Raw genomic sequence first — 12,823 nt, forward strand, 5'->3', positions numbered from 1 at the left:
AGTACACGTGCCCGAGGAGCAGAGACCGCGCCGTCGTCAGGCACGCGGAGAACGGCGCGTGGCACAACTGCTGGACGCCGCGGCGGACGTCTTCCGCAAGGTGGGCTACACCGCGGCGAGCACGAACGCCATCGCACGCGAGGCCGGTGTGTCGCCCGGCACGCTCTACCAGTTCTTCCCCAACAAGGAAGCCATCGCCATCGAGCTGGGCAGCACCCTCAACCTGCGGATGCGCGAGGCCCACGGCGAGCTGTTCACGCCGGAGAACGCCTCGCTGCCCCTGCGCGAGATGCTCGACGTGATCGTCGATCCGATGATCGACTTCAACTGCGAGAACCCGGCCTTCCTGGCCCTGGTCCACGACAGCGACGTCCCGGGCTCGGTCACATCGGAGCACGACGCCCTGCACAGCTCCCTCCTGGAGCGGGTCGAGACGCTGCTCGGCCTGCGCGCCCCCGACCTGTCCAAGGCGGAGCGGACGCAAGTGGCGGCCATGGCCTTCGGGCTGTTCAAGGCCGGTCTCGCCCTGGTCGTCGGCCACGAGGGCGCGGAGCGCGCCGCCTACACCGGCGAGCTCAAGAACGCCCTGTTCGGCTACCTCGCGCCGCGCCTCGGGACCGGACCGGTCGACGTCACGACGGCAGCTGCGGCTGCCGGGGTCGCCGGCGTGCCCGCTCCGGACACCAGCCCGGCCCCGGCCGGCTGAAGCCCTCCCGGCACGAAAGGCCGGGAGGCCGGGAGGCCGTACAAGCCCGGGCCCCGAGCCGGGCGAAACTCACCGCGTCCCGCCGCCCCGCACCCGGCCCGGTCCGGCCGCCGCACCCCCGTCGTCCGCGCCGAGTCCCTGCTCGTCGCTGACGCGCGGCCCCGGAGGAACCGTCCCTCCCGACGCCACCACCCGCCCGGCGGCCGCGCTCTCGGCGGCCGCGCGGCGCCCGGACACCACCTGCGCCAGACTGCCGAGCCCCGCCACGAACAACGAGACGCCCAGGCCGAGTCCCACCGCGTACAAAGAGTTGGACATGGCCAGGCCGCCGAAGTAGCCGAGCCCCACGGAGTAGGTCGCCCACACCCCTTCGGCCACGCCCGCCCCGATCAGATAGCGCCGCGCCGGGTAGCGGACGATCCCCGCGGCCAGCCCGCCGATCACCCGGCCGCTGGGCAGGAAGCGCACGCCGATCACGAAGGGCACACCGTGGCGCTCTATGCGGGTGCTCGCCCACTCCAGCAGCGCCCGGCGCCGGGGCTTGCGGTACAGGCGCGCCAGGACGCTGCCGCTCACCGCCCGGCCGATCCGGTGGATCACCATGTCGCCGAGGACCGCGCTGCCCGCGACCGCCAGCAGCACCAGCCCGATGTCCAGCCGTCCCTGGGCCGCCAGCACCCCGCCGGTCACCAGCAGGGCGGAGTTGGGTACCAGCGGCGGCGCGGTCGTGGCCGCGAGCACCCCATAGGCCCACAGCGCATGACCGTCGCGCAGGTACCCCTCGAGACCTGCGGTGAAGTCGAGGGCCGACACAAATCGTCCAACGTCCATACGGCCGCCCCTCTTCCCGCCCGGACCCGGTTGCCGACCCGCCCGCTCCCGGCTCCACGCTGGCAGCCGCGCTCGTGCGGGGGCAACCCGGTTTCACCGGGATCGGGGGCGTTCCCGGGGTTTTCCGGGGACCGCGTCATCCTCAGGGAGGGGCATCGCCGGCCGGCTCCCCCCAGGGGAGTACACCGGCGCGCGGCACCCGGGCTCAGCGGCCGAGCAGTTCCCCGCCGTTGCACTGGAGGATCTCGCCGGTGATGAAGCCGGCGTCCTGGGAGGCCAGGAAGACCACCGCCGCGGCGACATCGTCGGGACGCCCCACACGGCCGACCAGGGTGCGCCCGGCCCGCCGGGTCAGCTCGGCGGCGTCCAGGCGCGCGCCGAAGAACTCGGTGCCCGCGACCGTGCCCGGGGCGACGATGTTGCAGGTCACCCCGCGCGGGCCGAGCTGGGCGGCCAGGGAGTGGTTCCAGGCGTGCAGGGCCGCCTTGGACGCGCCGTAGGAGCCGCCTCCGCGCAGCGCGGCCACCGACGTCACGGTGATGACCCGGCCCCCCTCGGGCAGCCGGTCCCGCAGGGATTCGGTCACCAGCACCGTGGTCAGCACATTGCGCTCGAAATCGCCGCGCCAGCGGGCCAGGACACCGTGCGGACCCGCACCGATCGCCAGCTCCCGGCTGCCCGCGTTGTTGACCAGCACGTCCACGCGGCGGGGCAGCCGCGCGAGGGCCGCCTCGACGTCGTCGGGGTCGGCGAGGTCGCAGGCGACCGGGGTGACGTCGAGGCCGTGCTCGGAGCGCAGTTCCTCGGCGGTGGCCCGCAGCACCTCGCGGCGGCGGCCCACGATGGTCACATGGTCGCCGGCCTCGGCGAACCTCGTGGTCACCGACCGGCCGATGCCCGTTCCCCCGCCGGTCACCACGACGTTCCGGCCCACACTTGCGTTCTGCGACATCACGCTCCGCCCCTCAAGGTGGGACAGCACGTTACGGGACGGGGTCTCCGCGACCGACACGGGGGTCATTCCTGATGCGGATGACGTAGAAAGACGTAGGCGAGACCTAGATCACACTGGCTGAAACGTAACCTTTTGGTTTACAGGGGGGTCTAACCCCGAGAAGACACCGGGCTCCCGGCGGACTCGGTGAGATGATGAGCGGGTTGTCTTTGGGGGACAGCCCGGTCGTCACGCCTGGACGCACTGCCCGGAGAGCTTTGAGCGGCCCTCCCGGGCGGCGCGCTCCGGTGGGGCGAGCGCACCCAAAGAACGCCCGGTACGGACCCGTGGGGGGATCCGCTCCGGGAAACGGGAGCGCCCCGTGTCGAACCCGTGGGGGGATTCGGCGCGGGGCGTTTCTCTTTGCTCCGGCGTGCCCCGGCGCCCGCCGGAGCGGGACGCCGGAGCGCGGGATCAGCGGCTCTCGACCGGCACGTAGTCGCGCTCGACGACGCCCGTGTAGACCTGGCGCGGGCGGCCGATGCGGGAACCGGGCTCGGTGATCATCTCGTGCCACTGGGCGATCCAGCCGGGGAGCCGGCCGAGCGCGAAGAGCACGGTGAACATCGTGGACGGGAAGCCCATGGCCCGGTAGATCAGGCCGGTGTAGAAGTCCACGTTCGGGTAGAGGTTGCGCGAGACGAAGTAGTCGTCGCTGAGCGCGTGCTCCTCGAGCTTCAGGGCGATGTCCAACAGCTCGTCGGACTTGCCCAGGGCGGACAGGACGTCGTGCGCCGCGGCCTTGATGATCTTCGCCCGGGGGTCGAAGCTCTTGTAGACGCGGTGGCCGAAGCCCATGAGGCGGACGCCGTCCTCCTTGTTCTTCACCTTGCGGATGAAGGCGTCCACGTCGCCGCCGTCGGCCTGGATGGCCTCCAGCATCTCCAGCACGCTCTGGTTGGCGCCGCCGTGCAGCGGGCCCCACAGGGCGTTGATGCCCGCGGAGATCGACGCGAAGAGGTTGGCCTGCGAGGAGCCGACCAGGCGGACGGTGGAGGTGGAGCAGTTCTGCTCGTGGTCCGCGTGCAGGATCAGCAGCTTGTCCAGGGCGTCGACGACGACCGGGTTGAGCTCGTACTCCTCGGCGGGGACCGCGAACGTCATGCGCAGGAAGTTCTCGACGTAGCCGAGGTCGTTGCGCGGGTAGACGAAGGGGTGGCCGATCGACTTCTTGTACGCGTACGCGGCGATCGTCGGCAGCTTCGCGATGAGCCGGATCGTCGAGAGGTAGCGCTGCTTCTCGTCGAACGGGTTGTGGCTGTCCTGGTAGAAGGTGGACAGCGCGCTGACCACGGAGGACAGCATGGCCATCGGGTGGGCGTCACGCGGGAAGCCCTGGAAGAACCGCTTCACGTCCTCGTGCAGCAGCGTGTGCTGCGTGATGTCGCCCCGGAAGCCCGCGAGCTCGTCAACGGTCGGGAGCTCACCGTTGATCAGCAGGTACGCGGTCTCCAGGAAGCTGCCACGCTCGGCGACCTGCTCGATGGGGTAACCGCGGTAGCGGAGGATCCCCTGCTCGCCGTCGAGGTAGGTGATCGCGGACTTGTAGGCCGCGGTGTTGCCGTAGCCGCTGTCCAGGGTGACCAGGCCGGTATTGGCGCGGAGCTTGCCGATGTCGAAGCCGTTGTCCCCAACGGTGCCCTCGATCACCGGGTAGCTGTACTCGTTGTCCCCGTACCGCAGTACTACTGAGTTGTCGCTCACGTCATTCCCTCACCGACGTCGTGCCTCTTCTTCGAGGTTTCGAGGTGCCCTGACCTACCCCTACTGTCCCCCATTTGGCGTGGCCACGTGCACTCGGGGTCGGCCATAGGACCGAAAGGTGGCACCGAGTGCCTATCTTGCCGCTCGTGACAGCCGGTGGTCGAGCGCCGTGAAGCGTCTGCCTGCGGAGACGGTGCGGACCGCCTGCCCAATGGCCTTGCGCGAGCCCACGAGCACGACCAGGCGTTTCGCCCGGGTAACGGCTGTGTAGAGCAGGTTGCGCTGCAACATCATCCACGCTCCGGTGGTGACCGGGATCACTACGGCGGGATACTCGCTCCCCTGCGAACGGTGGATGGTCACCGCGTACGCGTGGGCGAGCTCGTCGAGTTCGTCGAAGTCGTAGGGGATCTCCTCGTCCTCGTCGGTCAGGACGGTGAGCCGCTGCTCCACGGTGTCCAGGGAGGTGACCACGCCCACGGTGCCGTTGAAGACGCCGTTCGCGCCCTTCTCGTAGTTGTTCCTGATCTGGGTGACTTTGTCGCCGACGCGGAAGGTGCGGCCGCCGAAGCGGCGCTCGGGGAGGTCGGGGCGGGCCGGGGTCACCGCCTGCTGGAGCAGTCCGTTGAGCACGCCCGCGCCGGCCGGTCCTCGGTGCATGGGCGCCAGCACCTGGACGTCGCGGCGCGGGTCCAGGCCGAACCGGCGGGGGATCCGGTGGGCCACCACGTCCACGGTGAGCCGGGCCGTCTCCTCGCCGTCGTCCTCCACGAAGTGGAAGAAGTCGCCGAGCCCCTGGGTGAGCGGCGGGACGCCGGAGTTGATGCGGTGCGCGTTGGTCACCACCCCCGACTCCTGCGCCTGGCGGAAGATCCTGGTCAGCCGCACCGAGGGGACCGGGCTCCGCTCGTCCAGCAGGTCGCGCAGCACCTCTCCCGCGCCGACGCTGGGCAACTGGTCGACATCGCCGACGAACAGCAGATGGGCGCCCGGCGGCACGGCCTTGACCAGCTTGTTGGCCAGCAGCAGGTCCAGCATGGACGCCTCGTCGACGACCACGAGATCGGCCTCTAGCGGCCGGTCCCGGTCGTACGCGGCGTCCCCGCCGGGCTTGAGCTCCAGCAGCCGGTGCACGGTGGACGCCTCGGCCCCGGTCAGCTCGGCCAGCCGCTTGGCGGCCCGCCCGGTCGGCGCGGCCAGGACGACCTTGGCCTTCTTGGCCTGCGCAAGGGCCACCACGGAGCGGACGGTGAACGACTTGCCGCAGCCGGGGCCGCCGGTCAGCACCGCCACCTTCTCGGTCAGCGCCAGCCGCACCGCCTGCTGCTGCTCGGGAGCCAGGTTCGCCCCCGTGCGCTCGGCCAGCCAGGCCAGCGCCTTGTCCCAGTCCACGTCGTGGAAGGCGGGCATCCGGTCCTCGGGGCCGCGCAGCAGCCGCAGCAGCGCGCCCGCCAGCGAGATCTCGGCCCGGTGGAAGGGCACCAGGTAGACCGCGCGCACGGGCTCCTCGCTGTCCGGGCCGGGCACGGGCTCGATCACCACGCCCTCCTCCGCGGCCAGCTCGGCCAGGCAGTCGATGACCAGCCCGGTGTCGACCTGGAGCAGCTTCACGGCGTCGGAGAGCAACTGCTCCTCCGGCAGGAAGCAGTTGCCGTTGTCGGTGGCCTGGGACAGGGCGTACTGAAGACCGGCCTTGACCCGCTCCGGGCTGTCGTGCGGGATGCCGACCGCGCGGGCGATGCGGTCCGCGGTGAGGAAGCCGATGCCCCACACGTCGGCGGCCAGGCGGTAGGGCTGGTTCTTCACCACGGAGATCGAGGCGTCCCCGTACTCCTTGTAGATGCGCACCGCGATGGAGGTGGACACCTCGACGCTCTGGAGGAAGACCATGACCTCCTTGATGGCCTTCTGCTCCTCCCAGGCGGCGCCGATCAGGCGGGTGCGCTTGGGGCCGAGGCCGGGGACCTCGACCAGGCGGGCCGGCTCGCGCTCGATGACGTCCAGGGTGTCGGTGCCGAAGTGCTCCACGATCCGCTCGGCGATCCGCGGGCCGATGCCCTTGATGAGCCCGGAGCCGAGGTAGCGGCGGATGCCCTGGATCGTGGCGGGCAGCACCGTGGAGTAGTTCTCCACCGTGAACTGGCGGCCGTACTGCGGGTGGGAGCCCCAGCGGCCCTGCATGCGCAGCGACTCGCCCGGCTGGGCGCCGAGCAGGGCGCCGACCACGGTGAGCAGGTCGCCGCCGCGGCCGGTGTCGACCCGGGCGACCGTGTAGCCGTTCTCCTCGTTGGCGTACGTGATGCGTTCCAGGACACCGGTCACCTCGGCCAGTGCCGGGCGTTGTGACTCTTGCGACTGCGTCACCTCACCACCCCCCGCAAAACCCGCGCCGGCGTCCCGCGCGGAGCGCGCCGCGGACGGGGCCGCGGCCCGATGCGGCATGCCCCCGATTCCCCCATGACACGGGCCTCCTCCCCCGTCCGCCGACGTGATCCGACGTCGTGTTCCGAAGGTACCTTCCCGCGCCGACAGCCCCTCCGGGCCTGTGGACAACTCCGCCCGCACGAGGGTCTGGAATGTAACGATCCGGTTGCGTGCTCTTGTCGCCGCGCATGTAATCGTTTCCAATCCTCCTTGTAATCGATTCCACGAGGAGGTGGACGGTGGCGAGCATCAAGGACGTGGCATCCCGCGCCGGCGTATCCGTCGCGACGGTGTCCCGCGTGCTCAACGACCACCCCGCGGTCCGCCCGGACACCCGCACCCGGGTGCTCGAGGCCGTGGCCGAACTCGGCTACCGCCCCAACGGGGTGGCCCGGTCGCTGCGCACCGACCAGACGCGAACGCTCGGCCTGGTCATCAGCGACGTGCTGAACCCGTTCTTCACCGAGCTCGCCCGCTCGGTCGAGGACGAGGCCAGGGCGCTCGGCTACAGCGTGATCATCGGCAACGCCGACGAGCGGCCGGAGCAGCAGGACCACCACATCCGCACCCTCCTGGACCGACGCATCGACGGCCTGCTGGTCAGCCCCACGGACGGCGGCTCGCCGCTGATCATGGACGCGGTGCTCGCCGGCACCCCCATGGTCTTCGTGGACCGGTGGATCCCCGGCATCGGCAACGACGTGCCCGTGGTCCGCACCGACGGCTGCGAGGCGGTCCGCGACCTGGTCGCCCACCTGCACGCCCTCGGGCACCGCCGGCTGGCGATCATCTCGGGCCCGGCCGCGACCACCACCGGCCGCGAGCGCGTGAAGGCCTTTCGCGACGCGCTCGAGGCATTCGGCCTCGCCCTGCCCGACGACTACATCGGGCAGGGCGACTTCCAAGCGGACAGCGGCCGCCGGGCCACCGCCCGCTTCCTCGACCTCCCGGTCCCGCCGGACGCGGTCTTCGCCGCGGACAACCTGATGGCGCTCGGCGCCATGGACGAGATCCGCGCCCGCGGCCTGCGGGTCCCGCAGGACATCGCCCTCGCCGCGTTCGACGACATCCCGTGGTTCCTCCACACCGATCCGCCGATCACGGCGATTTCCCAGCCCACGGGCGAGCTCGGCCGGGCGGCCGTGCGCTCGCTGATCGACCGGGTGGAGGGCCGGCCCGCACCGTCGGTCACCGTCTCCGCCCGCCTCGTAGTGCGCCGCTCCAGCGGCGCGTCCGAAGGGAGCCCCCGTTGAGCACGACCAGCCCCGAGATCCTCCGCATGGAGGGAGTCCGCAAGGTCTTCCCCGGCGTGGTCGCCCTCGACGGCGTCGACTTCGACCTGCACGGCGGCGAAGTGCACGTCCTGCTCGGCGAGAACGGCGCGGGCAAGAGCACCCTCATCAAGATGCTGTCCGGCGCCAACCGCCCGGACGGCGGGCGCCTGCTCGTGGACGGCCAGGAGGTGCGCATCCACGGCGCGCAGGACGCCGAACGGCTCGGCATCGCCACCATCTACCAGGAGTTCAACCTCGTCCCCACGTTCAGCGTGGCCGAGAACATCTTCCTGGGCCGCCAGCCGCGCCGCTTCGGCCTGCTGGACCGCAAGAAGATGAACGCCGATGCCGCTGCGCTGCTCGAGCGCGTCGGGGTGGACGTCGACCCCCGCACCCCGGTGGGGGAACTGGGCATCGCCCGCCTGCAGATGGTGGAGATCGCCAAGGCGCTCAGCCTGGACGCCCGGGTGCTGATCATGGACGAGCCGACCGCGGTCCTCACCAGTGAGGAGGTCGAGAAGCTCTTCGCGATCGTGCGCCAGCTGCGCGCCGACGGCGTCGGCATCGTCTTCATCACCCACCACCTGGAGGAGATCGCCGCGCTCGGCGACCGTGTGACGGTCCTGCGCGACGGGCGCAGCGTTGCCCAGGTGCCCGCGAGCACGCCCGAGGACGAACTGGTCCGGCTCATGGTCGGACGCAGCATCGACCAGCAGTACCCGCGTGAGCGCTCCGACGCCGGTGCGCCGCTGCTGCGGGTCGAGGGCCTCACCCGCGGCGGCGTCTTCCAGGACGTGAGCTTCGAGGTGCGGGCCGGCGAGGTGGTGGGCCTGGCCGGACTCGTCGGCGCCGGGCGCACCGAGGTCGTGCGCGCGGTCTTCGGCGCCGACCCCTACGACTCCGGGACCGTCGAGGTGCTCGGGAAGCGGCTGCGCCGGCACGACGTCAACGCCGCCATGGACGCGGGCATCGGCCTGGTGCCCGAGGACCGCAAGGGCCAGGGCCTGGTCCTGGACGCCAGCGTCCAGGAGAACCTGGGCCTGGTCACCCTCGGTCGCGCCACCCGGGCCGGTTTCGTCGACCGGACGGGCCAGCGCAAGGACGCCGACCGCATCTCGGGGCAGCTCAAGGTGCGCATGGCCGGTCTCCAGCAGCACGTGCGCACCCTGTCCGGCGGAAACCAGCAGAAGGTCGTCATCGGCAAGTGGCTGCTGGCCGACACCAAGGTGCTGATCCTCGACGAGCCCACCCGTGGCATCGACGTCGGCGCCAAGGTGGAGATCTACCAGCTCGTCAACCAGCTCACGGCCTCCGGCCACGCCGTGTTGATGATCTCCAGCGACCTCCCCGAGGTGCTGGGCATGAGCGACCGCGTCCTGGTGATGTCCCAGGGCCGGATCGCCGGCGAACTCTCCGCGGACCAGGCCACTCAGGACTCGGTCATGGCCCTCGCCGTCGGCGCGGGCACCCCTGGCACCGCGGACAACGGCAACAGCAACACCACTGCGACGAAGAAGGATGTGGAGGGCTCCCGTGGCCACTGACACGCTCAAGAAGACGACGGACACGGGTGGCGTCGCCGCGGCTCGCCGCGTGCTCCTCAACAACGGCGCCCTCAGCGCCCTGGTCGTTCTGCTCGTGGCACTGTCGTTCCTGTCGGGCGACTTCCTGAGCACGCAGAACCTGCTCAATGTCGGCGTCCAGGCGGCCGTCGTGGCGATCCTGGCCTTCGGCTCCACCTTTGTGATCGTCGCGGCCGGCATCGACCTGTCGGTCGGCTCCGTCGCGGCACTCTCGGCGACGGTGCTGGCCTGGAGCGCGAGCTCCGCGGGCCTGCCGGTGTGGCTGGCGGTCGTGCTCTCCGTGGCCACCGGTGTGGCCAGCGGTCTGCTCAGCGGCCTGCTGGTCTCCTTCGGCAAGCTGCCGCCCTTCATCGCCACCCTGGCGATGCTCTCCATCGGCCGCGGTCTGACCCTGGTCATCTCCCAGGGCAGCCCGATCGCGTTCCCCGACTCCGTCTCCCACCTCGGCGACACCATCGGCGGCTGGCTGCCCGTGCCCGTCCTGGTGATGATCGTCGCGGGCGTCGCCACGGCCGTGATCCTGGGCCGCACCTACATGGGCCGCGCCATGTACGCGATCGGCGGCAACGAGGAGGCGGCCCGCCTCTCCGGCATCCGCGTCAAGCGCCAGAAGCTCGTCATCTACGGCCTGTCCGGCCTCTTCGCGGCGGTCGCCGGCATCGTCCTGGCCTCCCGGCTCGCCTCGGCGCAGCCGCAGGCGGCGTACGGCTACGAACTCGACGCCATCGCCGCGGTGGTCATCGGCGGCGCCAGCCTGTCCGGCGGCGTCGGCAAGGCCTCCGGAACCCTGATCGGCGCGCTGATCCTGGCCGTGCTGCGCAACGGCCTCAACCTGCTCTCGGTCTCCGCCTTCTGGCAGCAGGTCGTGATCGGCGTCGTCATTGCCCTGGCGGTCCTCCTGGACACCCTGCGCCGTCGTGGCTGACGCCACGCGCCGCCCTTCCGCACACCACCCTCATCACACCCGCAAGGAACCACCCATGCGTATCAAGAAGATCACGGTCACCGCAGTCGCCGTCAGCGCCCTCGCCCTCACCGCCGCCGCCTGCAACTCCGGCTCCGGCTCGTCCTCCGGCACGAAGGTCGGCCTGTCGGTCTCGACCCTCAACAACCCCTTCTTCGTCCAGCTCAAGGAAGGCGCCCAGGCCGAGGCGAAGAAGGAGGGCGTGAACCTGACCGTGACCGACGCGCAGAACGACGCGTCCCAGCAGGCCAACCAGCTGCAGAACTTCACCAGCCAGAACGTCAAGGCGATCATCGTCAACCCGGTGGACTCCGACGCGGCCGGCCCGTCGGTGAAGGCCGCCAACAAGGCGAACATCCCCGTCGTCGCCGCCGACCGCGGCGTCAACAAGGCCGACCTCGCGACCACCGTCGCCTCCGACAACGTCGAGGGCGGCCGGCTGGCCGCCAAGACGCTGGCCGAGTCCCTCGGCGGCAAGGGCACCGTGGTCGTGCTCCAGGGCACCGCGGGCACCTCCGCCGCCAACGAGCGCGGCCAGGGCTTCGACGAGGGCATCAAGGCCTACCCCGGCATCAAGGTGGTCGCCGAGCAGGCCGCGGACTTCGACCGCACCAAGGGCCTGGACGTCATGACCAACCTGCTGCAGGCGCACTCCGACGTCACCGGCGTCTTCGCGCAGAACGACGAGATGGCCCTCGGCGCCATCAAGGCGCTCGGCTCCAAGGCCGGCAAGACCGTCAAGGTCGTCGGCTTCGACGGCACCCCCGACGGCCTGACCGCGGTCAAGGCGGGCACGCTCACCGCGTCCGTGGCCCAGCAGCCCAGCGAACTGGGCAAGCTGGCCGTGCAGAACGCCGTGAAGGCCGCCAAGGGCGACAAGCTCCCGACCCTGGTCAAGGTGCCGGTCAAGGTCGTCACGGCGCAGAACGTCGCGGGCTTCACGTCCTGACGCGACGCACCGTTACGGCCGATTCCGCGAAGGGAACACAAAGATGCACGGCTACGACCTGCTGGTCGTGGGGTCGGCCAACGCCGACCTGGTGATCCACGTCGAACGCCGCCCGGTGGCGGGCGAGACCGTCCTCGGCTCCGACCTGGCCACCCACCCCGGTGGCAAGGGCGCCAACCAGGCCGTCGCCGCCGCCCGCCTGGGCGCCCGCACGGCGCTGCTGGCGCGGGTCGGCGACGACGCGCACGGGCGGCTGCTGACGGGGTCGCTCAGATCGGCCGGCGTCGACACCTCCGGCATCCTGATCGGCGACACCCCCACCGGGGTCGCGCTGATCACGGTGGACCCTTCCGGCGACAACAGCATCGTCGTCTCGCCGGGCGCCAACGGGCGCCTGGGGACGGCCGATGTGGCCGGGGCGCACGAGCTGCTGGCCGCCGCCCCCGTGGTGTCACTGCAACTGGAGATCCCTCCCGCGACCGTGGCCGCCGTCGTGGCGGCGGCAACGGAGGCCGGGACGCGCGTGGTGCTCAACCCGTCGCCCCCGGCGCCGCTGCCGCCGAAGGTCCTGGAGGGCTGCGATCCGCTCGTGGTCAACGAGCACGAGGCGCGCTTCCTGCTGGGCGAGGACGCGGGAGCCACTCCGGAGGACTGGGCGCGGGGACTGCTCGCCCTCGGGCCGCGCTCGGTGGTCGTCACCCTGGGTGCCGGGGGCGCCCTCGCGGCGACCGCCGACGGCGCGGTGCACGTGCCCAGCCTGCGCGTGGAGGCCGTCGACACCACCGGGGCCGGTGACGCGTTCACCGGGGCGCTGGCCTGGCGACTGGGCGCCGGCGACGACCTGGAGACCGCCGTGCGGTTCGCGGTGCGCGTCGGCGCCGCGGCCGTGACCAAGGCGGGTGCGCAGGAGTCCTTCCCCACCCTCGACGAGACGGAACAGCTGTGAAGAAGTCCGGAATCCTCAACCGCCACCTGGCGGGCGCGCTCGCCGCGCTCGGCCACACCGACCTGGTCGTCGTCTGCGACGCGGGCCTGCCGATCCCGCCCGGCCCCGTCGTCGTCGATCTCGCCTTCCGCGCGGGGACGCCCTCGTTCGCCGAGGTGCTCAAGGGCCTCCAGGAAGAGCTGGTGATCGAGGGCGCCGTCGCCGCCAAGGAGGTGCGCGAGCACAACCCCGAGGTCACCGCGCAGCTCGAGGAGGCGTTCCCGGACCTGGAGCTGGTCCCCCACGAGGACTTCAAGGCGCTGACCCACCGGGCCAGGCTGGTCGTCCGCACCGGGGAGGCGCGGCCCTACGCGAACGTCGTCCTGCGCTGCGGTGTCCCCTTCTGAGCGGGGTACATCCGTCCGGCTGCGGTCGGCGGGCCGAGCGGGCGATTGGCAACTAACGTCCG

9 protein-coding genes and 1 pseudogene are annotated in these 12,823 nt (G+C 71.4%); 6 read left to right on the forward strand and 4 right to left on the reverse strand.

Translation table 11 applies throughout. The features are described 5' to 3' along the window. The first annotated feature begins 7 nt into the window (after positions 1 to 7). Positions 8 to 706 (forward strand): TetR/AcrR family transcriptional regulator, encoded by a 699-nt coding sequence (locus tag ABZ883_RS14330; RefSeq protein ID WP_360905919.1) that lies wholly within the window; start codon positions 8 to 10, stop codon positions 704 to 706. A 69-nt stretch (positions 707 to 775) separates the two neighbouring features. On the opposite strand, the gene ABZ883_RS14335 is transcribed toward ABZ883_RS14330, so the two are convergent. The 4 genes from ABZ883_RS14335 to ABZ883_RS14350 all read right to left on the reverse strand — a co-directional run bounded on the left by ABZ883_RS14335 (position 776) and on the right by ABZ883_RS14350 (position 6,599). Beyond that, positions 776 to 1,537 (reverse strand): VTT domain-containing protein, encoded by a 762-nt coding sequence (locus ABZ883_RS14335; RefSeq protein ID WP_360905920.1) that lies wholly within the window; start codon positions 1,535 to 1,537, stop codon positions 776 to 778. A gap of 205 nt (positions 1,538 to 1,742) precedes the next feature. Beyond that, on the reverse strand, positions 1,743 to 2,489 hold the full coding sequence (locus tag ABZ883_RS14340; protein WP_360905921.1) for an SDR family oxidoreductase: 747 nt from the start codon (positions 2,487 to 2,489) through the stop codon (positions 1,743 to 1,745). A gap of 456 nt (positions 2,490 to 2,945) precedes the next feature. Next, entirely contained in the window at positions 2,946 to 4,235 is a 1,290-nt protein-coding gene (locus tag ABZ883_RS14345; RefSeq protein WP_360905922.1) for a citrate synthase, read from the reverse strand. Between the two features lie 132 nt (positions 4,236 to 4,367). Then, positions 4,368 to 6,599, reverse strand: a complete 2,232-nt coding sequence (locus ABZ883_RS14350) for an ATP-dependent RecD-like DNA helicase (RefSeq protein WP_360905923.1) — start codon at positions 6,597 to 6,599, stop codon at positions 4,368 to 4,370. A gap of 299 nt (positions 6,600 to 6,898) precedes the next feature. Here ABZ883_RS14350 and ABZ883_RS14355 point away from each other — a divergent pair, with 299 nt between their 5' ends. From ABZ883_RS14355 to rbsD, 5 genes and pseudogenes are all read left to right on the forward strand, one after another. Continuing rightward, a complete protein-coding gene (locus ABZ883_RS14355) occupies positions 6,899 to 7,912 on the forward strand; it encodes a LacI family DNA-binding transcriptional regulator (protein ID WP_360905924.1) in 1,014 nt (337 codons plus the stop codon). Between the two features lie 26 nt (positions 7,913 to 7,938). Further along, positions 7,939 to 9,477 (forward strand): sugar ABC transporter ATP-binding protein, encoded by a 1,539-nt coding sequence (locus ABZ883_RS14360; protein ID WP_360906155.1) that lies wholly within the window; start codon positions 7,939 to 7,941, stop codon positions 9,475 to 9,477. Beyond that, positions 9,467 to 11,429: pseudogene (locus tag ABZ883_RS14365) on the forward strand (substrate-binding domain-containing protein). The gene ABZ883_RS14360 and the pseudogene ABZ883_RS14365 overlap by 11 nt, the downstream one beginning before the upstream one ends. A gap of 43 nt (positions 11,430 to 11,472) precedes the next feature. Then, positions 11,473 to 12,375: a ribokinase gene (rbsK, locus tag ABZ883_RS14370; RefSeq protein WP_360905925.1), complete on the forward strand. Its 903-nt coding sequence runs from the start codon at positions 11,473 to 11,475 to the stop codon at positions 12,373 to 12,375. Beyond that, complete coding sequence (rbsD, locus tag ABZ883_RS14375; protein ID WP_360905926.1) at positions 12,372 to 12,761, forward strand: D-ribose pyranase; 390 nt, start codon at positions 12,372 to 12,374, stop codon at positions 12,759 to 12,761. Before rbsK ends, rbsD begins: the two co-directional genes overlap by 4 nt. The last annotated feature ends 62 nt before the right edge of the window (positions 12,762 to 12,823 follow it).

The sequence above is a fragment of the Streptomyces sp. NPDC046977 genome (genome assembly GCF_040644455.1).
In the GTDB taxonomy this organism is placed as follows: Bacteria; Actinomycetota; Actinomycetes; order Streptomycetales; family Streptomycetaceae; genus Actinacidiphila.

Coding starts and splice junctions, on each gene's coding strand:
- ABZ883_RS14335 (WP_360905920.1), bottom strand. CDS start 1,537: ATGGACGTTGGACGATTTGTGTCGGCCCTCGACTTCACCGCAGGTCTC.
- ABZ883_RS14340 (WP_360905921.1), bottom strand. CDS start 2,489: ATGTCGCAGAACGCAAGTGTGGGCCGGAACGTCGTGGTGACCGGCGGG.
- ABZ883_RS14360 (WP_360906155.1), top strand. CDS start 7,939: ATGGAGGGAGTCCGCAAGGTCTTCCCCGGCGTGGTCGCCCTCGACGGC.
- rbsK (WP_360905925.1), top strand. CDS start 11,473: ATGCACGGCTACGACCTGCTGGTCGTGGGGTCGGCCAACGCCGACCTG.